Genomic DNA, 25,049 nt, shown 5'->3' with positions numbered 1-25,049 from the left:
GAATTGCCGCCGGGGCTACCACCTAAGCGGCCTGCAAACAATCCCGGGAGCCTTGCCGATGGTCCCATTGCTGATGACACGTCCGATGGAGGCGGCAAGGCGGTTTGTGGCCGAATTGCCCGATGACCTGCGGGCCGCGCTGCAGGTGACCCATGCCCCGTTGATGGAGATCCGCCCCCGGACTGTATCTCTTGATGTAAGCTCCTTTCGCGGGGTGATCTTTACCTCCGCCCATGCGGTTGCCATCGCTTCACGTGAAACCGCAGCGCGGCGGCCCGCGTTTTGCGTCGGCCCCCATACCACCGCGGTCGCCCGTCAGGCGGGGTGGCAGGCGGAGTGTGTCGGTGCCTGCGCGGAGGAGTTGATCGACACGCTGCTGTCACAGCCCCCCCCGGCGCCACTGTTGCATCTGCATGGGGCGCATGGCCGCGGCGCGGTGGCCGAGCGGTTGAGCGGCGCGGGCTTGCCTTGTGAGGAGCAGGTTGTCTACGATCAGGCCCTGTTGCCGCTGAGCGAGGCTGCGAGACGGCTGATCGCCGGGCCGACCGGCGTGATCGTGCCGCTTTTTTCACCCAGAACGGCGCGTCATTTTGCCAGCCAATGCGGAGATGCTGGCAATTTGCACCTGGTCGCGCTCAGCAAGGCGGTGGCTGAACCGTTAGAGTGCTTGAACTTCAAGACGTTGCGCGTAAGCGGAGCAGCAGATAGCAAAGCAATGACACAAGCGGTGCGTGATGCCGCAGACGCAGTGTCGCGGCTTGAGGGGAGCGAAGGCGCGGAGTAGTGTCCGGCCTATTCGCAGGAACGTATTTCAGGAATCGAGTGGGGAGACCGGCGTGGCTGACAAGAAAACTCCGGAAGAGGTGACAGAGACCGACCGCGGCGACGCCCAGCCGGGTACGGACACGGCTGCCGGTCAGCTGGGCGAGGCGACCACCGAAAAACAGGTGCTTGACCCGGAAACCAAGCCGGAGTCCGTCTCTCCCGAGACCGAGACCGAGACCGAGACCGAGACCGAGACCGAGACCGAGACCGAGACCGAGACCGAGACCGAGACCGAGACCGAGACCGAGACCGAGACCGAGACCGAGACCGAGACGCCCGAGGTGGTCTCTGCCACGGAGGCCCCGGCAGAGCGGGCGGTGGAAAAGCGCGGCGGTTTCGGGGCCGCGCTGCTTGGCGGTGCGGTGGCGGCGGTGATCGGCTTTGTTGCCGGTCACGGCGGGGTGCTCGACAGCGTGTTGCCGCCGTCGTTGCAGCGTCCGGCCTCGGTTGATCCGCAAGCCTATGCCGACAGCCAGCAGGCGTTGCAGGCCCAGATCGCAGAGATGCAGGCACGGCTCGAAGGGGCCAGCCAGCCCGACCTTGCGCCGCTTGAGCAGCGTGTCACCGCGCTTGAGGAGGCGCAGCCTGCCGGGCAGGACGCCGGTGCGGTCGAGGAACTGGCTGCCACGGTGGCCGATCTGGCCACCCGGCTGGAGCGGCTTGAGTCGCGCCCGGCGATGGATGCGGCCTCGCCGGAGACGGTCGCCGCCTTCGAGGCAGAGCTGGACAAGCTGCGCCAGAGCCTTGCGGCGCAACGCGCCGAAGTCGAGGACATGCTGGCCAAGGCCGAGGAAATGGAAGCCGCCAGCGCTGAAGCCGCTCGCATCGCCAGCGCCCAGACCCAGCTGGCGCGCCTGCGCTCGGCCCTGGACAGCGGCACCGCCTTTGCCGAGCAGGTGCAGGCGCTGGAAACCCTGGGCGTTGATGTTCCGGACGCCCTGTCCGGCGTGGCGGACAGCGGTGTTGCCACGTTGTCGGCGCTTGGCAGCGGGTTTGTTCCGGCGGCGCGCGATGCGCTGGCCCGCGCCCGCGAGGAAACCAAGGGCGGCGGCAGCCTGATGGATTACGTGAACCGGCATCTGGGGGCGCGTTCGGTCACGCCGCAGGAAGGCGACGACCCGGATGCGGTCCTGTCCCGTGCCGAAGCTGCGGTGGCTAAGGGCCAGTTGCAGCAAGCCTTGGATGAACTGGCGGCGTTGCCGGAGACCGCCCGCGCGGCGCTCTCGGGCTGGGAAGCCTCCGCCAAGGCCCGCATTGCCGCTGTGGATGCCGCAGCCGAACTGGCCCGCAGCCTGCAAGCCAAATAAGGAAACCGTCATGCTTTGGTCGTTGTTGAAGATCCTCGTATTCGTCGCAATTGTTGCGGTCCTTGCTTTTGGCGCGCGCCTGCTGATGGAAACCGCCGGTGGGGTGCAGATCACCTTTGCGGGCACCGAATACACCCTGAGCGCTTTGCAGTCGGTGATCGCGCTGGGCGTCCTGGTTTTCGGGGTGTGGCTGTTTCTCAAGCTGCTGTCGCTGCTGGTGGCGACGCTGCATTTCCTGAACGGTGATGAAACCGCGCTGTCGCGCTATTTCGACAAAGGGCGCGAGCGCAAGGGCTACAAGGCGCTGTCCGAAGGTCTGATGGCGCTTGCCTCGGGCGAAGGGCGCTTGGCGCTGACCAAGGCGGAGCGGGCCGAGAAATACCTGCAACAGCCGGAGCTGACCGATCTGCTGGTGGCCCAGGCCGCCGAGATGAGCGGTGACACCCGCAAGGCTTCCGAAGCCTACAAGCGGCTGCTGTCGAACCCGCCGACGCGCTTTGTCGGGGTGCGCGGCATCATGAAACAGAAGCTGTCGGAAGGCGATGACGAGACCGCCCGCCAGCTGGCCGAAAAGGCGCTGGCGCTGCGGCCCAAACACGCCGAGGTGCAGGACACGCTGCTGCGGCTGCAGGCCCAGGCCGAGGATTGGGCCGGCGCGCGCAAGACCCTGTCGACCAAGCTGAAAACCGGCACCCTGCCGCGCGACGTGTTCAAGCGCCGCGATGCGGTTCTGGCACTGTCCGCTTCGCGCGGGCTTGTCGAGGAGGGCGCCACTTTGGAGCAGCAGGAGCAGGCGATCGAGGCCAACCGGCTGTCGCCCGACCTGGTGCCGGCCGCGGCGATGGCGGCGCGGGCCTATCTGGCCAAGGGCAAGAAACGTCCGGCGGTGAAGGTTCTGAAAAAGGCCTGGGAGGCGCAGCCGCACCCGGATCTCGCGCATGCCTTTGCCGAGGTGGAACCGGACGAGACTGCCGCCGAACGCGTCAAGCGGTTCGACCAGCTGGCGCGGCTCAACCCGCACCATGATGAAACCCGGCTGGTGATGTCCGAGCTGAACATCGTGGCCGAGGATTACCCCGAGGCGCGTCGCTGGCTGAGCGATCTTTCCGAGCGGGCACCTGACGCGCGGGCGCTGACCTTGATGGCGGCCATCGAACGCGGCGAAGGGGCAGACGACAAGGTGGTTCAGGGCTGGCTGACCCGGGCCTTGACCGCGCCGCGCGGGCCGCAGTGGGTCTGCGACAGCTGTAACCATATCCATGCCGACTGGGCGCCGGTCTGCGAACATTGCAGCAGCTTTGACACGCTGACCTGGAAGCGGCCTGAGACGCCCGAAGTTGCCAGTGTCGCCGCGGCCCACATGCTGCCGCTGATCACCGGCCGGGACGCGGCGGCTGACGCCGCGGCTGCTGCGGATGCCGAAATCCTGGCACCGGTGCAGGAGGCCGAACCGACCGCGGAGACCGATGCGGAGGCTGCCGACCCGGACACGGCGGAAGCGGGGGACCAGCCCCGAGAGGGCAAGGAAACAGCCTGACGATATCTGCGGGGCGGGCTTTGGGCTCGCCCCGTTTCACGTCGGCGCGCGGAACGGGCCGTTGTTGCCGCAAGGCGATTCGAAGCCACGCGTCTAGGCGCAAGCCGATCGCAGCTTTGCAGGATGATCTTTTCGATTTTCGGGGAATGGTGCCCAGGAGAGGACTCGAACCTCCACGTCCATACGGACACTAGCACCTGAAGCTAGCGCGTCTACCAATTCCGCCACCTGGGCAGGTGTCGTGAGGGGCCGTATAAGGCGCAATGCCAAGGGCGTCAAACGGAAAATGAGGCTCTGACCGAGAAATCTATCGGCGCGGTTCAAGAGGCTTTTCCCGATTGTTCCCAGTGCCTTGTTCGACCGTGTGCGCGGGCGGAAAAAATCGCTGAAAAATGGCGGATTTGATCCTGCGCAAAGTGCGCCGCCGTCAAAAGAGGCATGCAGCAGTCATGAAACAGATTGACCGCCTCAAAGCCCTTGGGCTGTTCGACAGCCGGGTGCCCCGTTACACCTCCTACCCCACGGCGCCGTTGTTCTCGGCCGAGATCGGCGCGGCCGAACAGGCGCGCGCCTTGCAGCAACTGGACCCGGATGTGCCGGTCTCGGTCTACCTGCATATTCCGTTCTGCGAGCGCCTGTGCTGGTTCTGTGCCTGCCGCACCCAGGGCACCCAGACGCTGAGCCCGGTGGATAGCTACCTGGACACGCTGGCAAAGGAGATCCGCCAGGTTGGAACCTTGTTGCCCAAGGGGGTGCGGATGGGGCGGATGCATTGGGGCGGCGGTACGCCGACGATCCTGACCCCGGCGATGATTGGCCGCCTTGCGCAGGCGGTGAAGTCGGTGTTCGCACAGACCGAGGATTGGGAATTTTCCGTCGAGATCGACCCGACGCTGGTGGATCGGGACAAGATCGCCGCGCTGGCTGCGGAAGGCATGAACCGGGCCAGCATCGGGATCCAGGATTTCGACCCTTTGGTGCAGCAGGCCATCGGGCGCATGCAGTCCTTCGAGGTGACACGCAGCTGCGTCGACGACCTGCGGGCGGCGGGAATACGGTCGCTGAATGCGGATCTGGTCTATGGCCTGCCGCATCAGAGCGAGGCCCGCATGGCGGACACGGTGGACAAGGTGCTCAGCCTCGATCCGGACCGGATGGCCCTGTTCGGCTATGCGCATGTGCCCTGGGTCGCCAAGCGGCAAAAGCTGATCAAGGAAGACAGCCTGCCGGATGATCAGGCGCGGTTTCAGCTGGCGGGTCTCGCCGCGGCGCGTTTTGCCGCGGCAGGGTATGAGGCGATCGGCATAGACCATTTCGCCAAGCCGACGGACCGCCTGGCCCAGGCGGCGCGCCACGGGCAGCTGCGGCGGAACTTCCAGGGCTATACGGATGATGCCTGCCCGACGCTGATCGGGTTCGGGGCCTCTTCGATCTCGCGGTTTGATGGCGGCTACCTCCAGAACGCGGCCGCCACGCCTGCCTATATCGAACGGGTCGAGGCCGGGCAGCTGGCCGCCTCGCGTGGCTATCTGATGACGCCTGAGGATCGCCTGCGGGGCCGTGCGATCGAGATGCTGATGTGCGATTTCCGCCTCGACCGGGCGGAGCTTGCGCGCGGGCACGGCACGGCGGCGGCAGCGTTGGACGACATCTTGCAGGCGCTGGCGGTGCGGTTCGGAGACCTGCTGCGGTTTACCGACGAGGCGTTGGAAATCCTGCCGGAAGGCCGTCCGCTGACCCGCATCATCGCCAGTGCCTTTGATGCCCATACGCCGGAGGGGGTGCGTTACAGCCAGGCCTCCTGAGCCGCCGCCCCCTGCGCCGAAGAACTGCCGGCAAGTTTAATTGTTAAGGCACATTTAACAGCCTGGCTGCTATCCCGGACGTGGGTGAAAATAGTGGTGGTGGATATGAGCGCACAAAGCAATGTGGCGCCCATTATCATCAAGAAGAAAAAGTCAGGTGGTGGCGATGGCCATCACGGTGGCGCGTGGAAGGTGGCTTACGCCGACTTCGTGACCGCAATGATGGCCTTCTTCATGTTGATGTGGCTCCTGAATGCGACGACAGAAAAACAACGCAAGGGTCTGGCGGATTACTTTTCGCCGTCGATCCCGCTGAGCCGGGTGTCCGGTGGCGGCAATGGTGCGTTCCAGGGGGACAGCATGTTCACCGAGGACATCAAGCCGCAATCCGGCACTGGCGCCACCGATATCAACCCCATGGATGCCCAGCAGGCCCAGGGCGATACCGGGATTGATGCCAGCGACAAGCAGGACGCGGAGGACAGCAAGTTCCGCGCCATCGAAGAGCAGCTGTCCGGGCGCGGTGGCGAGAGCATGATCTCGATCGCGATGGCGCGTCATATCGTGACCCGCGTCACCGACGAAGGGCTGATCATCGAATTGTTCGCAACGGATGATGTGCCACTGTTTGGCGAGGGCAATGCCGAGCCGACGCCCCTGTTCCGCGACCTGGTGCGGATGATCGCGCGGGTTGCCGGCACGACCGGCAGCAATGTCGCGGTGGGTGGTCACATCCGCTCGCATCCCGTGGTTCTGGCCAACAATCCGGTCTGGGAACTCTCGCATGCGCGGGCGGACCAGGCGCGGCGGTTGCTCGAATCAGGCGGCTTGTCGGCGCGGCGGATCGACCGGGTGACCGGCCATGCGGACCGTGATCTGGCGGTTGCGAATCCGATGGCGGCCCGCAACAACCGGATCGAAATCATCCTTCTTCGCGACTAACCGGCTGAATTTGCTGGAAGCGGCGGCTGACAGATAGGTCATATTTGATCTGTTAGCCGCCCGTTAATCGCTCTTGCGCTAGCTGTTGCATCAGAATGATTAGATGCAGCAGAAAGGCGTGCTATGACCATTTCTTCGTCGCTGAACGCGGGCGTTTCAGGATTGAGCGCCAACGCCAGCCGGTTGGCCTCCATTTCGGATAACATCGCCAACTCTTCGACCCGTGGATACAAGCGGGTTCAAACCGACTTCCATTCCATGGTCAACGCAGGTTCCGGCGGAACCTATGCGGCGGGTGGCGTGCGCACGACGAACGTGCGGCTGATCGACGAGCGCGGTCCGCTGGTGACCACCAACAACGCCACCGACCTTGCCGTGCGCGGCCGCGGCATGCTGCCGGTGGCATCCGTCACGGATATCGAGGCGGGCGTGAACCCGACGATGATGTTGACCACCACTGGGTCGTTCCGGACCGATTCCAATGGTTACCTGACCACCGAATCCGGGCTCGCCCTGATGGGGTGGCCTGCCAATGCCGATGGCTCCGTCACCAACGCGGCCCGCGACAGCAGCGATTCGCTGGAGCCGGTCCTGATTGATCTGAACCGGCTGTCTGCGGAACCGACCACCGAGATCAGCCTGACCGCGAACCTGCCGGCCTCGGCCACCGACGTTGGCGCATCCGGTGCGCCGGAAGAACAGGTGGTGCGCTACTATGACAGCATGGGCCGCGCCGAAGAGCTGACCATCACCTACACGCCGACCGTTGCGACCGCGCCGGCCACAACCGGCAGCAACGAGTGGACCATGCAGATCGTCGATTCTGCCAGCGGTGCGACGGTGATCGGGGAATACACGCTGACCTTTGATGACAGCGCCACCTCGGCCGGCACCCTGCAAAGCGTGACCACCACCACGGGCGGCGCCTATGATGCAACCGCCGGGTCCGTGACCATCAACGTCGCGGGTGGCCCGATCGAGATCAACATCGGCGTGATCGGCGAGCAGAACGGCATGAGCCAGCTCGGCGAGGACTTCGTGCCGGGCACCACCGAGAAGGATGGCACCCCGGTCGGCTCCTTCGTGTCGGTTGAGGTCAATGAAACCGGCGAGGTGATCGCCAAGTATGACTCCGGCGACTCGCGGGTGATCTACAAGGTGCCGCTGGCCGATGTCTCCAACATCAACGGCATGAAGGCGCTGGACTCCCAGACCTACGAGCCGACCGACGAGGCCGGCGACTTCTACCTGTGGGATCCGGGTGAAGGCCCGACCGGGGAAATCCTGAGCTATGCCCAGGAAGAATCCGCCGTCGACGTGGCAACGGAACTGACGAACATGATCCAGACCCAGCGGGCCTATTCGTCGAACGCCAAGGTCATCCAGACCGTGGACGAAATGTTGCAGGAAACCACCAACATCAAGCGCTAAGGCGCTTGATGCTTCCTGATCCCGGTTTCACGAAAGCAGGCTGAACATGTCTATTTTCTCTGCCCTTAACAGCGCGATGAGCGGTCTGAACGCGGCAAGTCGTTCCTCGCAGGTAGTCTCTGAGAACCTGTCCAACGCCTTGACGCCCGGCTATTCGCGCCGGGTTCTGGACGTCAACAGCCCTGGCGTCGGTGTCACCGGGGTCCGGATCGGAAATGTGCAGCGCATCACCGACCCGGTGATCATGGCCAACCGTCGTGTGGCAGAGGCCGAGTATGGCGCGGCCAAGGCGCAGTCCGACTTCTTTAGTCGCATGTCCGATCTGGTCGGCACCGTCGACGACGAAATGTCCCTGGCGTCGCAGATGTCGGAGTTCCAGTCGTCGCTGATCGAAGCCGTGTCCCGACCGGATTCGCAACCTCGGCTGAATGATCTGTCGGTGCGGGCCAACGCGCTGGCCGAATCGATCTCGCGCACCGCCGAGGGGCTGAGGGACCTGCGCATCAATGCGGACGGCGCCATCGGCAGCCAGGTGGACACCGTGAACCAGGCGCTCAAGGATATCGAGAAGCTGAACGCGCGCATCATGGTGGTCGAGGCCGGCGGCATGGACGTGGCCTCGATGAACGACCAGCGCGATCAGCTGATCGACCAGATCAACGAGATCATTCCGGTCAACGTGGTGCGCCGCGACAACGGCCAGATTTCGCTGTTCTCGACTGGCGGCGTGATGCTGCTGGATGGTCGCGCCTCCGAGCTGAGTTTCAGCCGGACCCGCGATATCATGCCCCATATGACCATCGACAACGGGATGATCTCGGGGCTCGAGGTCAATGGCAAGCCGATCGATACCGGTCCGAACGGTCCCTTGCGCGGCGGCACCCTGACCGCGCAGTTCGAAATCCGCGATGTGACCTCGCTCGAGGCGCAGGAGGATCTCGACGCGATGGCCAAGGACCTGATCGAGCGGTTTCAGGACCCGGCCCTCGACGGCACCATCGGAACGGGGGATGCCGGGATCTTCACGGATGGCGGCAACTTCTTTGACCCCGCCAACACCGTCGGGATCGCCAACCGGATCGAGCTGAATGACCTCGTGTCCTTGAGCGGCTCCGCCGAGACCTGGCGCTTCCGCGACGGGCTGTACGCCACCGCCCCCGGTGACCCCGGCGATTCGAGCCTGTTGCAGGCCTATACGGACGTTCTGGGCGAAACCCGCAGCGTCTCGTCGATCGGGCTGGGGACCGCCAACATGTCGGCCGCGACGCTGACGGCCAACCTGTTGTCCCGCTTCGCGCAGGACAGTGAGACGGCCGCGCGGTCCTCGACCTTTGCCGCCACCAGCTACAACGAGATGAGCCAGGCCGAGCTTGCGCTTGGGGTGGATACCGATGCCGAGCTGCAGAACCTGATGCTGGTCGAGAAATACTACGCTGCCAACGCGCGGATGATTTCCGTGATCGACGAACTGATGGATACGCTGATTAGGATGTGATGCATGATTTTGAATTCTTTTGGAGACATGGCGCAGCATCTCTTCCTGCGCAGCCGCAACACCGAACTGAAAAACACCGTCGCCACGCTCTCGGATGAGTTTTCCACCGGCAAGTCCGCCAACCTGACCGAGCGTCTTGGCGGCGATTACACTTATCTGGCGGATCTGGAAAACAACCTGAACAAGCTGGAAAGCTACATGGTCGCCAATGGCGAGGTGCAGCTGTTTGCAACGGCGACGCAGAACAGCCTGACCACGGTGCAGAACCAGGTGCAGGATCTGCGCAACGACATTCTGCGGCTGTCGCCGGCGATGGACATTGCCAATGCCGAGCAGTTCGGCACCCAGGCCAAGCAACGCATGTCCAGTGCCATCAGCCTGTTCAACTCCGAGGTGGGCGGCCGCACGATCTTTGCCGGCACCGCCACCGATACCAAGCCGCTGAATGGCGCCGATACCCTGATGGCCAGCATCCTGACCGAAGTGTCGGGCCTGACCACCAGCAGCGACATCATTCAGGAGGTGAAGGACTGGTTCGCCGATCCCGCCGGGTTCGACAGCGTGATGTATCGCGGTTCCGACACGGATCTGCGTCCGGTCACGGTGGGCGAAGGGCAGCAGGTGTCCATGGGGATCCGCGCTGACGATGACAATCTGAAGCATACGCTGCAAAGCTACGTGATCGCCGCGCTCGCCAATGAGCCGGCCCTGGGTCTTGCCGATGACGTGCGCATCGACCTGGTGATCGAATCCAGCACCGAGATGACCGAAAGCGAGCAGCGGCTGATCCGGCTGCAGGCGGATGTCGGCTTCATCGAAGGGCAGCTGGAGGCGGTCAACACCCGCAATGAGGCGTCCAAGACCAGCCTGAGCATCGTCAAGAACAAGCTGGTTTCGGCCGATCCCTACGAAACCTATACACGGCTGCAGGAAGCGCAGACGCAGCTCGAGGGTCTTTACACGATCACCTCGCGCAGCTCGCAGCTGTCCCTGCTGAAGTATCTCTGATGATGGTCTTTTTCCGCATACTCCTCAGCTGCCTGCTGCTGATTCCCGCCCTTGCGCAGGCCAATACCATCCGGCTCAAGGACCTGGTCGAATTCGACGGGGTCCGGGGCAACGACCTGGTGGGCTACGGCCTTGTGGTCGGGCTTGATGGCACCGGGGACGGGCTGCGCAATTCGCCCTTCACCGAGGAAATCATGTCCAACATCCTGGAGCGGCTCGGGGTCAACGTTACCGGCGAGCAGTTCCGCCCCAAGAACGTGGCCGCGGTTTTCGTGACCGCGACGCTGCCGCCCTTTGCCCGGGTGGGCAGCACCATTGACGTGACCGTGTCGGCGATCGGCGATTCCAAGAGCCTGCTGGGCGGTACGCTGATCATGACACCGCTGAACGCGGCGGACGGTCAGATCTACGCTGTGGCGCAGGGCACCATCCTGGCCGGCGGCGCCGTGGCCGAAGGGGCCGCTGCCACCGTGACACAGGGTGTGCCGACCGCCGGGGTGATCCCGTCCGGCGCGCGGGTCGAACGCGAGATCGACTTTGACCTGGCATCGCTCAGCTCCATGCGGCTGGCGCTGCGGGAACCGGATTTCACCACCGCCGGGCGCATCGAACGTGCGATCAACAACGAGTTCGGTCGCAACGTGGCCCTGATGCGGGACTCCGGTACCGTGGAAGTCGACATCAAACGCACCAACGCCCGTTCCACGGCCCATGCCGTCGGGCGGATCGAGAACATTCTGGTGGAACCGCAACGCAAGGCGCGGGTCGTGGTCGATCAGCGCTCGGGCACCATCGTCATGGGCAGCGATGTGCGGATTTCCCGCGTCGCCGTGGCCCAGGGCAACCTGACACTGCGGATCGAGGAAACACCGCTGGTGGTGCAGCCGAACCCCTTTGCCGACGGGGAGACGGTGGTTGTGCCACGTACCGGCGCCGCCATCGAGGAAGAAGAGGGCGTGCAACTGGCCGAGGTACCGGAGACCACCTCCCTGTCCGAAGTGGTGTCGGGGTTGAACGCGCTGGGCGTGTCGCCGCGCGACATGATCGACATTCTGAAGAGCCTGAAGGCGGCGGGCGCGCTGCATGCGGAATTCGTCGTCCGCTGATCAACTGCCCAAGTCCCTGCCAAAGCCCCGGACCTGCCTGCCGCAGCCGGGGCTTTTCGCTTTGGCTGGGGACACCCGGACAACGGGGGGCTGACAGCTGCGGCGTCAGAGCCAACCGCTCTGGCAGAGCTGCGGTGCCGCAAAGCAGGCGCAGCCGCCAACGGATCGTTCTGGCGGTCGCCGTCAGCGCGCGCCTTTCCAGCAGCGCTTGTCTTCGCGACATCGGTGCCGCGCGCCAATGTCCGGGCCGGCCGGATCAGCAGGGTTCGCGGGGCTTTTCCGGTGGGAACGGGCCGGTTGCGGCGGCGATGCGTCAATTCCCACAGGCAAGTGACAAAGAGCGGCACGGTGGGCAAGGCGGATCGGGTGTCTGATGCAGACAAAAAAAGAACCGGGTACAGGGTACCCGGTTTCAGAAGGTCGCCAGAGTGGCGGATCAGGGGTAGTAGCTGCGGACCAGGGCGCTGGCGATCAGGCTCCAGCCGTCGGCAACCACGAAGAACGCCAGTTTGAACGGCAGCGACACGATGGCCGGAGGCACCATCATCATGCCCATCGACATCAGGATCGCCGCCACCACGAGATCGATCACGAGGAAGGGCAGGAACACCAAGAAGCCGATCTGGAAGGCCCGGGCGATTTCCGACAGCATGAAACTGGGGATCAGCGCCGACAGCGGCGCGTCGGCCGTCGGGTCAATGCCCTGGGTTGCCGGGCGCAGATCCGCAATGGCGTAGAAGGTGTCCGGGTCGAGCCGGTTCGCCATGAAACCGCGGAACGGTTCGAGGCTTCGGCTGATGGCCTCGCCGGGCTCCAGGCGCTCTTCCAGCATCGGGCTGATCCCGGTCTCCCAAGCCTCGGTAAAGACCGGCTCCATCACGAAATAGGTGAGGAACAGGGCGAGGCTGATCATCAGCATGTTCGGGGGGGCCTGTTGCAGCCCCAATCCCTGACGCAGGATCGAAAGCACCGTCACGAGGAACGGGAAGCAGGTAATCATGATCAGCAGGCCGGGGGCTAGGCTGAGCACGGTAATCAGAAGTATCAGCTGGATCGAACGGGCCGAGATCGACTCGCCGTCTGCCAGCGAAAGGCTCAATTCTTGAGCCAGGGCGGTCTGCGGCATGGCCAGCAGGATCGCTGCCGCCAGTGCCGCACGCACAAATGTCGTATGTGTCATCCCAGCCCGCTTTGCAGATCCGCGATCTCGGTCAGGCGCACGGCAAGCTGGCCTGCCTGATCGCCCTCCAGCTCTTCCAGCTGGCCGCGCGCGACCAGCCGGTCGCCAACGTAGAGGTCAACCGGGTCTTCGACCCGCTTGTCCAGCGTCAGCACCGCGTTTTCGCCCAGGTTGACCAGGTCACGGATCAGCGGCCGGGCCTTGCCGACCGAGACGACGACCTCGACCGGGACAGAGACAAAGGGATTGCCGGCGTCGGCAGATTTCATGTTGAGATCGGAAGCGTCATCCATAATGGCTGTCCTCTTTTGCGTGATAGGTGAAGGCTTCTATCGATTCGTGGATCGTTTCGAGCAGCGCATCGCAGTTGATTTCGCATTCCGACGCGCCAACCCGCAGGTAGGCCTGCCCGGCGGACAGGGTACTGTCTTCCTTGACGGTGACCGGCACCGCGAAATTTTCCGGCAACAGCTTGCGCACCGGGGCGCCCTCTCCGGGGGAGACCATGATCTGCATCGGCTGATCGGTCCGCCCCTTGGCCATCTCACTCAGCTGGTCGACGATATGGTGCCCGAAGGATGCGGCCATCGCATCGGGCAGGATCGCGCTGGTCAGGACCTTGAACATCGGGTCGAGCGATTCGAGCAGCTGATTCTGCGCTTCGTGGTAGGTGAAGTTGAGATCCTCCAGCGAGCTGGCCAGCTCGGCGGAAATGCGGCTGCTTTCCTTGTCCTTGGCGGCGACCGCATCTTCCCAGCCGGCCGTGTAGCCGCTTTCAAAGGATGCCAGCCGCTGTTCTTCGGCCAATTCCTCGGAGATCGTGGGCAGAGCAGGCTCCGCGGTGGTGTCGATCCCGAAGTTTTCCAAAAGATGCGCAATGGTCATCAGGCACGCTCCTCGTTTTCTTCCAGCCAGCCGCGCAGGATCTGAACGGTTTCTTCCTGGCGCTCACCGATCATGCTGCGCAGCCGGTCAACCGGATCGGCGGAGTTGCCGCCCAGGGCAGGCAGGCCCGCAGCGCCCATCATGTCACCGGCGGTGCCCATGGCGGGCAGGTCACCCATCGGTTCGAACTGGCCGGTTTCGTTGTTCTGGATCTCGCCGTCCAGCGCCAGCCCGGCACCCAGGTCGGGCGGCGTCATGAAGCCGTCACCACCGAGACCCGGCAGGGCAGGCAGCGCGCCCGGGGTCGGACCGTCCAGCGCGGCGCCAGCCGCTGCGGGTTGGTTCGACAGGATCGGACGGACCACAAACAGTCCCAGGATCAGGCTGACGATGGCGAGGGCGGCGATCTGGATCAGCGACATGGCGTCGAAATAGAGGTTGTCCATGAAGGAGCTGGTCGCCACCGTGCCCTGCGGCTCGACCGCGGGCAGGTCCATCGACTTGAGCGTGATGACGTCGCCGCGCTCAGCATCAAAGCCGACTGCCGCCGAGATCAGCTCGCGCATGGCGTTCAGCTCGTCTTCGGGACGCGGCTGAAAGACGGTTTCGCCGGCGTCATTGGTGATGGTCTCACCATTGACCAGGACCGCAACCGTAAGACGCTTGATGGCGCCGGGGCCGCGCACGATTTCCTTCTCGGTCTCCGAAATCTCGTAGTTGATCCGTTCGCGGGTTGCGCTGGTGCTGGCCTTGGAGCCCTGGCCGGAGGCGGCATCCCCATCGGGAATATTGGAGGCAACAGTGACTTCGCCGGCCTGGTTGGTCGAGGAATCCGCGCGCTCCTCGACGTCGGTGCTGACCGCGACGCGGCTTTTGGGATCAACGCGCTTTTCGCGGATCGATTCGGTGTCGGTGACGGTCTCGACACTGACTTCGACCACGGCGTTGCCCTGACCAACCCGGGCTTCGACAAGGCGCAGCACGCGTTCACGAATCATCTGCGAGCGGTCATCGCTGCCTGCCCCGGCGGCCGCAGCCGCATCGGTGGATCCGATCAGGGCGCCATTGGCGTCGATCACCGCAACATTTTCCACCGCCAGACCGGTGACGGCCGAGGCGACCAGGAAGCGAATCGCGTTCGCCTGCGCCGGGGTGATCGGCGATCCCATCGGCACGATCGAGACCGAGGCGGTCGGCTCTACCGTGCGCTGGAAGGGATTCGAACCGGTGTTGGCGAGATGCACGCGCGCCTGGCTGACATGCGGGCTGGCGACGATGGTGCGGGCCAGCTCGCCTTCCTTGGCGCGCCAGTATGCGGCATCGAACATCTGCGAAGTCGTTCCGAAACCGCTAAGAGAATCAAGGAGTTCGTACCCTTTGCCGCCATTTGCAGGCAGGCCTTCGCTGGCGAGGGTCATGCGAAGTTCGTCGCGTTGCACCGAGGGCACGTAAATCGAGCCGCCGCGCACTTCATATTGGGTACCGCGCTGTTCCAGCGCCCGCACCACATCTCCTGCCGTGCCGCTTTCGAGCCCGGCATAAAGCAGTGTCATTGTTGGCTTGCTTGCCACATGGGACATGGCGATGACGCTGAGAAACATGATGACCGTGGCCCCCACGGCAATCAGGCGCTTCCGCATGTCCATTTCTGCCCAGACATTCTTGATCTGCTGCACATTAACCTCCGTCGCACCGGCGTTCTGTCCGGTCTGCAACCCTTTTGACGGATCGGCCTTAACATTCGGTTAGTCCCTCGCAGGTTATGAAGATGCTGCACGACGTTTTAGGGATAGCCATGACAGACGCTGCAGTAGACACAGAAGCAGAAGTACCGGCCAAGAAAGGCAAACTGCCCCTGATCATCGGGGTGGTGCTGGCTTTGGTGGGTGCAGGCGGAGGTTTCTTCGCCGTTCAGTCAGGCCTTCTTCCCTTTGGTCAGCAAGCAGCGCCAGAACCGGCGACTGTGACCGAAGAGGCGCCAGAAGGCGTGGACATGGGTGAGTCGGCGGAGGATATCGCCAATATCGCCTTTATCGAAATGGACCCGATTGTGATTACCCTGCGCAAAGCCAGCGGTTTGAAGCACTTGCGGTTCCGCGCGCAACTTGAGGTCGACCTGGTCCACCAGGCCGAGGTCGAGAAAATCCTGCCGCGGGTTGTCGATGTCCTTAACAGCTACCTGAGAGCACTGGAGCTTGACGATCTGACCGATCCGATGGCTCTGCCTAAACTGAGAGCGCAGATGCTGCGGCGGATCAACATTGCCACCGGCCAGGGCCGGGTGCGTGATCTGCTGATTATGGATTTCGTACTTAACTAGGAGGACAGGATGGACCTTATAGCTGATATCCTGCTTGCGGCCGGGGCGTTGGGCGCCGGATTCTATTGCTTGGTGCTGTCGCGCCGGCTGAAGCGGTTCAATGACCTGGAAAAGGGCGTTGGCGGCGCGGTTGCCGTGCTGTCCGCCCAGGTTGATGACCTGAACAAATCGCTGCAATCGGCGCAGCAGATCTCCGACGGCTCCAGCAAGGCGCTGCAGCAGCTGACCGGACGCGCCGAAACGGTGGCGCAGCGGCTGGAGCTGATGATGGCCTCGATGCATGACATCCCCGAGGCCGCGCCCCAAGCCCAGGCCCAGGCCCAGGCGCCTGCGGCGGAAGATGCCGCGATGGCCGCTGCCTATGAGGCCGAATCGCAGTCGCAAGACGCCGATCAGCCGCAACCGGAAGACGGTAAACCGTCCGGCCTGATGTTCGTGCGTCACAATCGCAGCCAGAATCGGGTGGCGTGATGGCCGGCAAGACCAAGACCAGAAAGCCGCGCCGGTTCCGGCGCAGTGGCACGCTGATGATGCTGGCGCTCCTGCTGATGGGCTCGGCCGTTGTGCGGCTCGCCCTCGAGGCGGGACCGGCCATCGCCCGCGAAGTGGCCAGCCTGCAGGACTCCGACAAGGCCGCCGTGGCGCATAACGGCGAACCAAACCGCGAATCGCTGCCGTCCTCGGCGGAGCTGCAGACCATGCTGGCAGCCTTCAAGGAGCGGGAAGCGGCGCTGGCCGCCCGCGAGGCCGAGATCCAGGACCGCGCCAAGGCGCTGGATATCGCAGATCAGGCGATCGAAAAGAAGCTGGCGGCTCTGGAAGAGGCCGAATCGCGGCTGCGGGCGACCCTGTCGATGGCCGATGGCGCGACCGAGGCGGATGTGACCCGCCTGACCACGGTCTACGAGCAGATGAAACCCAAGGAAGCCGCCGCCCTGTTCGAGGAAATGGATCCCGGCTTTGCCGCGGGTTTCCTGGCACGCATGCAGCCGGAATCGGCCGCGGGTATCATGGCCGGGCTGAGCCCCGAGGCCGCCTATACCATCAGCGTGGTGCTGGCCGGGCGCAACGGTGCCGTGCCCAAGGAATGAGCCCAGGCGCAGGCGCCTGTTTAGTCTTTCCTTAGGACGACTCGCCTAAACTGGTAAAAACCAATGGAATTTGGAGTGGACCTATGATCGGTATTGTAGGCATCGTGGTGATCTTTGCCATGGTATTTGGCGGCTACCTTCTGGCTGGCGGCAAATTGGCGATCATCATCAAGGCGCTGCCGTTCGAAATGATGATGATTGGTGGAGCCGCCGTCGGCACTTTCCTGATCAGCAACGACATGGGCGGGATCAAGCATACGCTCAAGGATGTCGGCAAGGTCTTCAAGGGCCCCAAGTGGAAGCCGGACGACTACCGCGACCTGCTGTGTCTGCTGTTTGCCCTGATCCGGATCGCGCGCGCCAACCCGGTTGAGGTCGAGCAGCACATCGAGGACCCGGAAAACTCCGCCGTGTTCAACAAGTACCCCAAGATCATGGGTGACAAGGAAGCCATCAACCTGATCTGCGACACCATGCGCTCGGCGTCGATGAACTACGACGACCCGCACCAGGTGGAAGAGGTGCTGGAAAAGCGGATCGAGGCGAACCACCACCATGCCATGCACGGCAGCCATGCCCTGCAGACCCTGGCCGACGGCCTGCCCGCGCTGGGCATCGTTGCGGCGGTTCTGGGCGTGATCAAGACCATGGGCTCGATCGACCAGCCGCCAGAGGTGCTTGGCAAGATGATTGGCGGCGCGCTGGTGGGGACCTTCCTGGGTATCTTCCTGGCCTACTGCCTGGCGGCGCCTTTTGCCGGCAAGGTGAAGAACGTGGTCGAGGAAGACGCGCATTTCTACCAGCTCATCCGCGAGGTGCTGGTGGCCAACCTGCACAACCACGCGGCGGCGATCTGCATCGAAGTAGGCCGCCAGAACACGCCCTCCCATTTCCGCCCCGGTTTCTCGGAACTGGAAGAGGCGCTTAAATCGGTGAAACAGGACGCAGCATGATCTGGCGTGCAATTGCCCTTACAGCTACCCTTCTGACGGCGGTCGGTGCCCAGGCACAGACCATCGTGACCCGCTCGGGCGAGCATGACGGCTTTACCCGGCTGGTGATGCGACTGCCCGGAAACGCGGATTGGTCCCTGACCCAGAGTGGCAAGACGGCGACGGTGAACATCGATGCGCCGGAGGCCGTGTTCGATACCTCCCGCGTCTTCCGCATGATCCCGCGGACCCGGCTGCAGTCCCTGGGGCAGGTCGGCCCCGGCCAGCCGCTGCGTCTGCAACTGGGCTGTGACTGCAAGGTGACGTCCTACGTGCAGCAGAACGGCTACCTGGTGGTGGACATCCGGGACCTTGATACGCCGGTGCCGCGCGGCGCGACCGTGGCGACATCCTCGGCGCCTCTTGGTGGTGGCGTGCTGCCCCTGACCTCGCCTGGGTCCGGCTACAGGTTCCGGTTCTCGGGCGGCGCGGCCACCGATGCGCGGATGGCGCTGGAGCTGGCGACGGCAGCCAGCCAGCCCGCCAGCACCCGGGTGACCCCGCAGGCCGCGACGGAACAGACGTCGCAAAGCCCCGACCCCGTTGCCGCGCCGCCCGAGGCGCGCATCGAGGATCTGGGGGATGTGATGCTGGCCCAGGGCCGCGACAGCCAGCCGATCCGGACGCCGAAGCCTGTCGAGCCCGAGGCCGATCCGCAGGTGGCCGCCAGCCGCATGCCGGACGCCGGTTTCCTGCTCGACATGGTGGAAACCGAACGGGCGGCCGTCGTCAATGAATCGGAGCAGCGCCTGCTGCAGCAGATTGGCCGTGCCGCGCGGCAGGGCCTGTTGAAGGTCGGCGCGGACGGCCTGCCAGAGGCCGCGATTGCCGGGCTGGATCCGCTGGGGCGCAGCGACCGGCCGCTGAACCCGCTGGATCATATCGCCGTGACCTCGGCCATCGACCGAGAAACCGGTCTGAAGGCGGGGCTGGACGGGGCGGCAAACCAGCAGATGCACTGTCTGCCGGATCGCGCCGTTGCCATCCAGACCTGGGGCGACGACAGCCCGTTTGCGGATCAGGTGTCTGCCCTGCGCAGCGCCCTGGTGCGGGAATTCGACGATGTGAACCCGGCCAGTGTCTACGCCCTGTCGCGGATCTATCTGTACTTCGGCTTTGGTGCCGAATCGCGTTCGATGCTGGAAATCCTGCCAGAGCAGGATCGTGACCACCCCGACGCGGCGCTGCTGACCGCCATGGCCAGCCTGCTCGACGGCGAATCGCTGCCTGTGAACCACCCGTTCTCGGGTCAGCAGGGCTGCGAAGGCGACACCGCGCTCTGGGGCGCGCTTGCCGATGGTGAAATCAAGCGCAACGCCAGCTCGGATGCCATTCAGCTGGCGTTCTCGAAGCTGCCGGTGCACCTGCGCGTGCATCTTGGCCCGCGGGTGAGCAAGATGTTTGCCAAAACCGGCGATCATCACGTGGCCGAAGCGATCCTGCGCGCCGTCGACCGGACAGGTGTCGAGGATGTGCCGGAGATCAACCTGGCGGAAGCCGCCATTGCCGAGCTGGAAGGGGACACGGAAAAGGTCGCCGAGGAGCTGACCAGTGAAGTGGCCGAGCGGACGGGCAGTGCGCCCACCGCCCTGATCGAGCTGGTCGCGCTGAGCGTGAAGGAGCGCAAGGCGCTGTCGCCGGATGTGCCGGACCTCGTGGCCTCGTATGAACTTGAAAACCGTGACACCGAGCTGGGCGCGGATCTGCGGCTTGCGCAGGTGTCCTCCCTGGCGCTGATGGGCCAGTTTCACGATGCCTTCGAGGAACTGGATGACCTGACCGAGCGTGATGGCCCGGCCGCACGGGTGGCCGCGATCGAGCCGCTGATGCTGCTGCTGACCGAGCGCGCCGATGATGTGACCTTCCTGCAATACGCGCTGGTGTTTTCGGGCCAGGCCACGGCGGGCGAGGCCGCACCGGTTGCCGCGGATGTGGCGCGTCGCCTGCTGGACCTCGGCTTTGCCGAGCAGGCACAGACAATGCTGAACAAGCTGTCGCTTGAGCCCGAGGACGAGCGCCGCCGCCTGATGATGGCGGAAGCGGCTCTGGAACTGGGCAAACCGCACCGGGCGCTGGTCGAGCTGATGGGGCTGGAGGGCACCGAGGCCAACCGTCTGCGCGCCGAAGCCCTGTGGCGCAATGGCGAATATGGCCGCGCCGGTGAGTATCTGCTGGCCGAGGACGACGCCAATGCGGCGGCGCGCGGGTTCTGGCATTCGGAAAACCTGGACGCCATCGAGGCGATCAACACGGACGAAGAACCCCAGTTCAAGGCGGTCGCCACCGTAACCACCCAGATCAGCGAGACCGCCCGCGACCCCGAGGGCCTGTCGCCGCTGGCCCACGCCCGGGCGCTGGTCGAAAGCAGCGAGGGCACGCGCGGCGGTATCACCGACCTTTTGCGCCGTGTCGGCAGCGCGCAGGGGGCGGCCAAGGTCAACTGACCGTTTTGCCTTCTTTTGATGGTCTTTTGCAGGTCGCCCTCGGGGCGGCCTGCGGCTGTCGTGATAACACTTTGTCAACGGCCTGCCGGTAATCTGAAGATCGGGTGAATCCTGATTTGGAATGGGCAGAATGCCGAAAAACGATACGATACAAGGCCTGCAAGGGCCGAATCCCTGTGGTACAGGCGCCGCCGGGTTCAATCTTGCACCAGCTGCGGCGCCCTTTGTTTCCGTAACTTCGGGGCAACCACGCTCAGTCGCGGATGCACCGCGCGGGACGCGAGGGCCGAGCCGTGCCTAAGCTGACAAAAGAACAACTTTTCAGCCCCACCGTGCTGCTGGCGCTGGCGCTGATGGCGATCATCGTGATGATGATCCTGCCGATGCCGGCCTGGGTGCTGGACGTGGGTCTGGCGGCCTCCTTTGCGCTGGCGATCCTGATCTTCACCATCACCCTGTTCATCGAGCGGCCGCTGGATTTCTCGTCGTTCCCGACGATCCTGCTGGCCTCGCTGATGCTGCGTCTGTCGCTGAACGTCTCCTCGACCAAGCTGATCATCGGCCAGGGCCATTCCGGCACCGATGCCGCCGGCAATGTGATCGAGGGCTTTGCCCAGTTCGTGATGGGCGGCAGCGTGTTCCTGGGCCTGGTGGTGTTCGGGGTGCTCCTGATCGTCAACTTCATGGTTATCACCAAGGGTGCGGCGCGGATGGCCGAAGTGGGCGCGCGCTTTGCCCTGGACGGCATGCCGGGCAAGCAGCTGGCCATCGACGCGGACATGTCCGCCGGCGCCATCGACCACCAGACCGCCAAGGAACGCCGCGAGCGCGAGCAGCAGGAGACCACTTTCTTCGGGTCGCTGGACGGTGCCTCGAAATTCGTCAAGGGCGACGCGATTGCCGGGCTTCTCATCACCCTGCTGAACCTGGTGATGGGTCTGATCATGGGCGTTCTGGTCCATGGCATGCCGGTGGGCAGCGCCTTCGAGACCTATGCCATCCTGACCGTCGGCGACGGTCTGGTGTCGCAGATCCCCTCGGTCATCATCTCCATCGCGGCGGCGCTGCTGCTGGCGCGTGGCGGGGCCACCGGTGCCACCGATACGGCGCTGGTGGACCAGTTCGGCCGTCACCCTGCCGCGCTGGCCACGGTTGCGGTGCTGATGGTGATGTTCGCATTGGTGCCCGGCCTTCCGTTCCTGCCCTTTGTGCTGGGCGGCAGCGTGCTGGGCTTTGCCGCCTTCAAGATGGCCAAGAAGAAACAGGACGACGCGGAAGCCGAGATCGAAGAGAAGATCGAGGAAGCCTCGGATCCCTCCACCGCGCGACCCCTGGGCGATATCCTGGACCTCGATGACCTGCATCTCGAGTTCGCGCCGGACCTGGTCAGCATGGTGCTGGATGCCGGCACCGGGCTCGACGCGCGGATCGCCAACATGCGGTCCCATGTGGCGACCTCCTTTGGCCTGATCCTGCCGGAGATCCGGCTGACCGATCAGCATGATCTCGAAAAGGGCACCTATGTCATCAAGGTCCAGGGCGTCGAGCAGGTGCGCGGCTTCCTGCATCCGGACATGGTGCTGGCGCTGATGCCCGACGACCATGCCTCGCTGCCGCCGGGGACCGATGTCACCGAGCCGGTCTACGGCGCGCCTGCCCGCTGGATCCCCGCCAAGGCACAGGAGCAGGCGGCGTTGTCCGGTGCGACCGTGGTCAGCCCGCCGGAGATTCTGGCCACTCACCTGCTGGAAGTCATCAAGCAGAACTTCGGCCGTTTGCTGACGCTGAAATCGCTGCGTCGCCTGCTGGACGAGATGACCCAGCTGTCCGACACCTACCGGGCCGAGGCGAACCGCAAGCTGCTGGATGCGCTGGTGCCGGAAAAGGTCCCGATGGATACGTTGCACGCGGTGCTGCGACTGCTGCTGGAGGAACGCGTGTCGATCCGCAACATGCCGCTGATCCTGGAAGCCATCGCCGAGGCCCGTCAGCATGTGTCCCAGCCGGAGCTGATCTGCGAGCATGTGCGCCAGAGACTTGGCTTCCAGCTGGTCGCGGAGATGAAGCGCGAGGACGGCACCATCCCGCTGGTGCAGCTGGCGCCCGAGTGGGAGGACAAGTTCTCGACCTACCAGGTCGACGGCCAGGGGGCCGGGCTGGACATCGCGCTGCCGCCGGACCTCTTCAACCGGCTCGCCGACGGGCTGACCGAGAAACTCTCGGGCATCACCGATCAGGGCATTTTTGCCGCCGTGGTCACCTCCACCCGTCGCCGCCGCTACCTGCGTACGATCCTGAAGTCTCGGGGCATCACCAACCCGGTGCTCTCCTTCGAGGAGATCGGTCTGGAGGCGCAGCCGTCGCTGGTCGGGATGGTGCAGGCATGAGCCTGAACTTTCTGCCCCCGGAGCTGGTCATGTTGCTGGGGGCCGGATTCTGGCATGCGGCGATTGTCTTTCTGCGGGTCGCGGCGATGGTGTCGGTGCTGCCCGCCATGGGCGAAATGTACGTGCCGGTGCGGGTCAAGCTGGCCGTCTCCATCGCGTTCACCTTCGTCGTCGCCCCGGCTTTGCCTGCCTTTGCGGAGCCGGATGGGGTGATGGGTTTTGCCCGCTTTGCCGCAACCGAGGCCCTGATCGGGCTGGCGCTGGGGGTCGGGGTGCGGATGTTCGTGCTCGCCCTGCAGACCGCCGGGGCAATGGCCGCTCAGAGTACGTCGCTCTCGCAGGTTCTGGGCGGCATCGGTGCCGAACCGATGCCCGCGCTGGGCGCGGTGCTGATGATCTCGGGGGTGACGCTGGCGGTGATGATGGGCCTGCATGTGCGTGTGGCCGAGCTGATGATCCGGTCCTACCAGCTGTTTCCCGCCGGGCAGTTCCCGGGTGCCGCCGGACTGGCGGAATGGGGCGTCCACCGCGTCTCGCAGAGCTTTTCACTGGCCTTCACCCTGGCGGCGCCCTTCGTGATCACCGCGGTGATCTACAACCTGGCGCTGGGGGTCATCAACCGGGCGATGCCGCAGCTGATGGTCGCGATGGTCGGTGCGCCGGTGATCACCTTTGGTGGCTTGTTCATCCTGATGGTTGGTAGCCCGATGATTCTGGATGTCTGGTCGCGGGCCCTGGTGACCTTCTTCGCCGATCCGGGAGGCGGCATGCCATGAGCGGTCAGGACGACGATTCAGACAAGTCATTCGAGCCGACGGAACAGAAGCTCCGAAAGGCCCGCGAAAAAGGCGAGGTGGCCAAATCCACCGACCTGTCCGTTGCGGCCGCCTATCTTGGCCTGATCGTCGCCTTCTATGCGGCCGGCAGCAGCAGCGTCGAGGGGCTGGGAACTGCACTGATGGCATTTCTGGACCAGCCCGACCGGCTGGCGCCGCTGTTTTTCGACGGATCCGCCGCGGCCCCGTCCGGGGGATTCGTCGGGAGTGCGATCAAACCGATTCTGCCGTGGTTCCTGGTGCCCTTCGTGTTCGTGCTGCTCTCGATCATCGGCCAGCGGGCGCTGGTCTTCGCGCCCTCCAAGCTGGAACCGAAGCTGTCGCGCATTTCGATCATCTCCAACGCCAAGAACAAATTCGGGCGCTCCGGCCTGTTCGAATTCCTCAAGAGCTTCGTCAAGCTGGTGCTGTATTCGATCTGCCTTGGCGTCTACCTGTCAAAACGCCTGCCCGAGATGATTTCCTCGGCGGGCACCGGTCCGCAGTCGGTGGTGATGATGCTGGCGCAGCTGTCGCTGGAGTTCCTGTTCCTGGCGCTGATCATCGCGCTGGCGATCGGTATCATCGATGCGGCGTTCCAACACGCCGAACACCACCGCAAGAACATGATGTCGCGCAAGGAACTTCAGGACGAGATCAAGGACGCCGAGGGCGACCCGCACACCAAGGGCCAACGCCGCCAGCGCGGCATGGAGATCGCGATGGGCCAGATGCTGGCGGATGTGCCCAAGGCCGACGTGGTGATCGTCAACCCGACGCACTATGCCGTGGCGCTCAAATGGAGCCGCGAGAAGGGCACGGCCCCGGTCTGTGTGGCCAAGGGGGTTGACGAGGTGGCCGCGGCGATCCGCCGTGTCGCCAATGAAAACGGTGTGCCGATCCACAGCGACCCGCCAACCGCGCGTGCGCTGCATGCGACGATCGAGATCGGCGAGGAAGTCGAAGAAGAGCATTACGCGCCGGTTGCGGCAGCGATCCGGTTCGCCGAGGAAATGCGCAAGCGCGCCAAGGGGAAAGTGACATGAAGCAGAAGATGCTGGACCAGATGGCGGCAGTCACCGCCGCGCAGTACATGCAGGAACATGCCAAAGTGCAGCCGATCCTTGCCCGTGAGGCGCAGCTTCGCGGACAGCTGGCACAGCTGAACGCGCAGGTTCAGTCAGTGCGGGAGCAGGGCGACGGCGACCACGCGATGAAGGCGCTCGGGGCGGATCTCTTGTGGCAGGGCTGGCACACGCGCACCCGCAGGCAGCTGAACCAGGACCTGGCCAAGGCCACCGCACAGAAGCTGCGGGTGATGGACCAGCTGCGCCAGGCCTTTGGTCGCAAACACGCGGTCGAGACCATGGCCGCCTCCGAACGCAAGCGCCGCAAGGCCGAACAGGCCAAGAGCTTCATGGATCAGTTGCTGGGGCAGTAGACCAGCTGCCCGGCGAAAACGGGAAAGGCCGACCTGCA

22 protein-coding genes and 1 tRNA gene are annotated in these 25,049 nt (G+C 64.4%); 18 read left to right on the top strand and 5 right to left on the bottom strand.

Translation table 11 applies throughout. The features are described from left to right. Window positions 1-58: 58 nt before the first annotated feature. The 3 genes from AB9K35_RS22770 to AB9K35_RS22760 are packed head-to-tail and all read left to right on the top strand — an operon-like array spanning window position 59 to window position 3,669. Window positions 59-784 (top strand): uroporphyrinogen-III synthase, encoded by a 726-nt coding sequence (locus AB9K35_RS22770; protein ID WP_369929690.1) that lies wholly within the window; start codon window positions 59-61, stop codon window positions 782-784. 52 nt (window positions 785-836) lie between these two features. Further along, window positions 837-2,132: a COG4223 family protein gene (locus tag AB9K35_RS22765; RefSeq protein WP_369929688.1), complete on the top strand. Its 1,296-nt coding sequence runs from the start codon at window positions 837-839 to the stop codon at window positions 2,130-2,132. A gap of 10 nt (window positions 2,133-2,142) precedes the next feature. After that, complete coding sequence (locus AB9K35_RS22760; protein ID WP_369929686.1) at window positions 2,143-3,669, top strand: heme biosynthesis protein HemY; 1,527 nt, start codon at window positions 2,143-2,145, stop codon at window positions 3,667-3,669. 147 nt (window positions 3,670-3,816) lie between these two features. Here the strand turns inward: AB9K35_RS22760 and AB9K35_RS22755 are convergent. Then, window positions 3,817-3,903, bottom strand: a tRNA-Leu gene (locus AB9K35_RS22755). A gap of 215 nt (window positions 3,904-4,118) precedes the next feature. On the opposite strand from AB9K35_RS22755, the gene hemN reads away from it, so the two are divergent. The 6 genes from hemN (at window position 4,119) to AB9K35_RS22725 (ending at window position 11,456) form a co-directional block, all read left to right on the top strand. After that, complete coding sequence (gene hemN / locus AB9K35_RS22750; RefSeq protein ID WP_369929684.1) at window positions 4,119-5,474, top strand: oxygen-independent coproporphyrinogen III oxidase; 1,356 nt, start codon at window positions 4,119-4,121, stop codon at window positions 5,472-5,474. Window positions 5,475-5,579: 105 nt separating this feature from the next. After that, window positions 5,580-6,416: a flagellar motor protein MotB gene (locus AB9K35_RS22745; protein ID WP_222454340.1), complete on the top strand. Its 837-nt coding sequence runs from the start codon at window positions 5,580-5,582 to the stop codon at window positions 6,414-6,416. Window positions 6,417-6,539: 123 nt separating this feature from the next. Beyond that, window positions 6,540-7,847 (top strand): flagellar hook protein FlgE, encoded by a 1,308-nt coding sequence (locus AB9K35_RS22740; RefSeq protein ID WP_222454339.1) that lies wholly within the window; start codon window positions 6,540-6,542, stop codon window positions 7,845-7,847. 46 nt (window positions 7,848-7,893) lie between these two features. After that, a complete protein-coding gene (gene flgK, locus AB9K35_RS22735; protein ID WP_369929681.1) occupies window positions 7,894-9,342 on the top strand; it encodes a flagellar hook-associated protein FlgK in 1,449 nt (482 codons plus the stop codon). Between the two features lie 3 nt (window positions 9,343-9,345). Further along, window positions 9,346-10,350 carry a flagellin gene (locus AB9K35_RS22730; protein ID WP_222454337.1) on the top strand — a complete coding sequence of 335 codons (1,005 nt, stop codon included), beginning with the start codon at window positions 9,346-9,348 and terminating at the stop codon, window positions 10,348-10,350. Then, window positions 10,350-11,456, top strand: coding sequence for a flagellar basal body P-ring protein FlgI (locus AB9K35_RS22725; protein ID WP_222454336.1), 1,107 nt, complete (start codon window positions 10,350-10,352; stop codon window positions 11,454-11,456). Before AB9K35_RS22730 ends, AB9K35_RS22725 begins: the two co-directional genes overlap by 1 nt. Window positions 11,457-11,892: 436 nt before the next feature. Here AB9K35_RS22725 and fliP read toward each other — a convergent pair whose 3' ends face one another. From fliP to fliF, 4 genes are read right to left on the bottom strand one after another with little or no spacing between them, the layout of a single operon-like run. Then, on the bottom strand, window positions 11,893-12,636 hold the full coding sequence (gene fliP, locus AB9K35_RS22720) for a flagellar type III secretion system pore protein FliP (RefSeq protein WP_222454335.1): 744 nt from the start codon (window positions 12,634-12,636) through the stop codon (window positions 11,893-11,895). Beyond that, a complete protein-coding gene (locus tag AB9K35_RS22715; RefSeq protein ID WP_369929678.1) occupies window positions 12,633-12,929 on the bottom strand; it encodes a FliM/FliN family flagellar motor switch protein in 297 nt (98 codons plus the stop codon). Before AB9K35_RS22715 ends, fliP begins: the two co-directional genes overlap by 4 nt. Continuing rightward, window positions 12,922-13,521, bottom strand: coding sequence for a hypothetical protein (locus AB9K35_RS22710; protein ID WP_222454333.1), 600 nt, complete (start codon window positions 13,519-13,521; stop codon window positions 12,922-12,924). The genes AB9K35_RS22715 and AB9K35_RS22710 overlap by 8 nt, the downstream gene beginning before the upstream one ends. Then, complete coding sequence (gene fliF, locus AB9K35_RS22705) at window positions 13,521-15,197, bottom strand: flagellar basal-body MS-ring/collar protein FliF (RefSeq protein WP_222454332.1); 1,677 nt, start codon at window positions 15,195-15,197, stop codon at window positions 13,521-13,523. Before fliF ends, AB9K35_RS22710 begins: the two co-directional genes overlap by 1 nt. A 119-nt stretch (window positions 15,198-15,316) precedes the next feature. On the opposite strand from fliF, the gene fliL reads away from it, so the two are divergent. From fliL to AB9K35_RS22660, 9 genes are all read left to right on the top strand, one after another. After that, entirely contained in the window at window positions 15,317-15,841 is a 525-nt protein-coding gene (gene fliL, locus AB9K35_RS22700) for a flagellar basal body-associated protein FliL (RefSeq protein WP_369930220.1), read from the top strand. 9 nt (window positions 15,842-15,850) lie between these two features. Then, window positions 15,851-16,312 (top strand): hypothetical protein, encoded by a 462-nt coding sequence (locus AB9K35_RS22695; RefSeq protein WP_369929675.1) that lies wholly within the window; start codon window positions 15,851-15,853, stop codon window positions 16,310-16,312. After that, the gene (locus tag AB9K35_RS22690; RefSeq protein WP_369929673.1) at window positions 16,312-16,932 is read left to right on the top strand and encodes a MotE family protein; all 621 of its coding nucleotides are present in this window, start codon (window positions 16,312-16,314) and stop codon (window positions 16,930-16,932) included. Before AB9K35_RS22695 ends, AB9K35_RS22690 begins: the two co-directional genes overlap by 1 nt. Window positions 16,933-17,015: 83 nt before the next feature. Further along, a complete protein-coding gene (gene motA, locus AB9K35_RS22685) occupies window positions 17,016-17,885 on the top strand; it encodes a flagellar motor stator protein MotA (protein WP_222454328.1) in 870 nt (289 codons plus the stop codon). Then, window positions 17,882-20,368, top strand: coding sequence for a hypothetical protein (locus AB9K35_RS22680; protein ID WP_369929671.1), 2,487 nt, complete (start codon window positions 17,882-17,884; stop codon window positions 20,366-20,368). The genes motA and AB9K35_RS22680 overlap by 4 nt, the downstream gene beginning before the upstream one ends. A gap of 353 nt (window positions 20,369-20,721) precedes the next feature. Beyond that, the gene (gene flhA / locus AB9K35_RS22675) at window positions 20,722-22,755 is read left to right on the top strand and encodes a flagellar biosynthesis protein FlhA (protein ID WP_369930218.1); all 2,034 of its coding nucleotides are present in this window, start codon (window positions 20,722-20,724) and stop codon (window positions 22,753-22,755) included. After that, window positions 22,752-23,531 carry a flagellar biosynthetic protein FliR gene (locus AB9K35_RS22670; protein ID WP_222454325.1) on the top strand — a complete coding sequence of 260 codons (780 nt, stop codon included), beginning with the start codon at window positions 22,752-22,754 and terminating at the stop codon, window positions 23,529-23,531. The genes flhA and AB9K35_RS22670 overlap by 4 nt, the downstream gene beginning before the upstream one ends. Further along, on the top strand, window positions 23,528-24,616 hold the full coding sequence (flhB, locus tag AB9K35_RS22665; RefSeq protein WP_369929669.1) for a flagellar type III secretion system protein FlhB: 1,089 nt from the start codon (window positions 23,528-23,530) through the stop codon (window positions 24,614-24,616). The genes AB9K35_RS22670 and flhB overlap by 4 nt, the downstream gene beginning before the upstream one ends. Further along, on the top strand, window positions 24,613-25,011 hold the full coding sequence (locus tag AB9K35_RS22660) for a hypothetical protein (RefSeq protein ID WP_369929667.1): 399 nt from the start codon (window positions 24,613-24,615) through the stop codon (window positions 25,009-25,011). Before flhB ends, AB9K35_RS22660 begins: the two co-directional genes overlap by 4 nt. Window positions 25,012-25,049 lie beyond the last annotated feature (38 nt).

Origin of the sequence: Leisingera sp. XS_AS12 (assembly GCF_041224635.1) — a bacterium.
In the GTDB taxonomy this organism is placed as follows: domain Bacteria; phylum Pseudomonadota; class Alphaproteobacteria; order Rhodobacterales; family Rhodobacteraceae; genus Leisingera.
Note: the sequence above shows the minus strand (reverse complement) of the source record. Positions and strands in the feature narration are given on the sequence as shown.

Coding starts and splice junctions, on each gene's coding strand:
- AB9K35_RS22670 (WP_222454325.1), top strand. CDS start 22,752: ATGAGCCTGAACTTTCTGCCCCCGGAGCTGGTCATGTTGCTGGGGGCC.
- fliP (WP_222454335.1), bottom strand. CDS start 12,636: ATGACACATACGACATTTGTGCGTGCGGCACTGGCGGCAGCGATCCTG.
- flhA (WP_369930218.1), top strand. CDS start 20,722: ATGGCGATCATCGTGATGATGATCCTGCCGATGCCGGCCTGGGTGCTG.
- flhB (WP_369929669.1), top strand. CDS start 23,528: ATGAGCGGTCAGGACGACGATTCAGACAAGTCATTCGAGCCGACGGAA.
- AB9K35_RS22690 (WP_369929673.1), top strand. CDS start 16,312: ATGGCCGGCAAGACCAAGACCAGAAAGCCGCGCCGGTTCCGGCGCAGT.
- AB9K35_RS22680 (WP_369929671.1), top strand. CDS start 17,882: ATGATCTGGCGTGCAATTGCCCTTACAGCTACCCTTCTGACGGCGGTC.
- fliL (WP_369930220.1), top strand. CDS start 15,317: ATGACAGACGCTGCAGTAGACACAGAAGCAGAAGTACCGGCCAAGAAA.
- AB9K35_RS22715 (WP_369929678.1), bottom strand. CDS start 12,929: ATGGATGACGCTTCCGATCTCAACATGAAATCTGCCGACGCCGGCAAT.
- AB9K35_RS22660 (WP_369929667.1), top strand. CDS start 24,613: ATGAAGCAGAAGATGCTGGACCAGATGGCGGCAGTCACCGCCGCGCAG.
- AB9K35_RS22745 (WP_222454340.1), top strand. CDS start 5,580: ATGAGCGCACAAAGCAATGTGGCGCCCATTATCATCAAGAAGAAAAAG.
- AB9K35_RS22725 (WP_222454336.1), top strand. CDS start 10,350: ATGATGGTCTTTTTCCGCATACTCCTCAGCTGCCTGCTGCTGATTCCC.
- hemN (WP_369929684.1), top strand. CDS start 4,119: ATGAAACAGATTGACCGCCTCAAAGCCCTTGGGCTGTTCGACAGCCGG.
- AB9K35_RS22760 (WP_369929686.1), top strand. CDS start 2,143: ATGCTTTGGTCGTTGTTGAAGATCCTCGTATTCGTCGCAATTGTTGCG.
- flgK (WP_369929681.1), top strand. CDS start 7,894: ATGTCTATTTTCTCTGCCCTTAACAGCGCGATGAGCGGTCTGAACGCG.
- AB9K35_RS22770 (WP_369929690.1), top strand. CDS start 59: ATGGTCCCATTGCTGATGACACGTCCGATGGAGGCGGCAAGGCGGTTT.
- AB9K35_RS22710 (WP_222454333.1), bottom strand. CDS start 13,521: ATGACCATTGCGCATCTTTTGGAAAACTTCGGGATCGACACCACCGCG.
- AB9K35_RS22730 (WP_222454337.1), top strand. CDS start 9,346: ATGATTTTGAATTCTTTTGGAGACATGGCGCAGCATCTCTTCCTGCGC.
- AB9K35_RS22740 (WP_222454339.1), top strand. CDS start 6,540: ATGACCATTTCTTCGTCGCTGAACGCGGGCGTTTCAGGATTGAGCGCC.
- motA (WP_222454328.1), top strand. CDS start 17,016: ATGATCGGTATTGTAGGCATCGTGGTGATCTTTGCCATGGTATTTGGC.
- AB9K35_RS22695 (WP_369929675.1), top strand. CDS start 15,851: ATGGACCTTATAGCTGATATCCTGCTTGCGGCCGGGGCGTTGGGCGCC.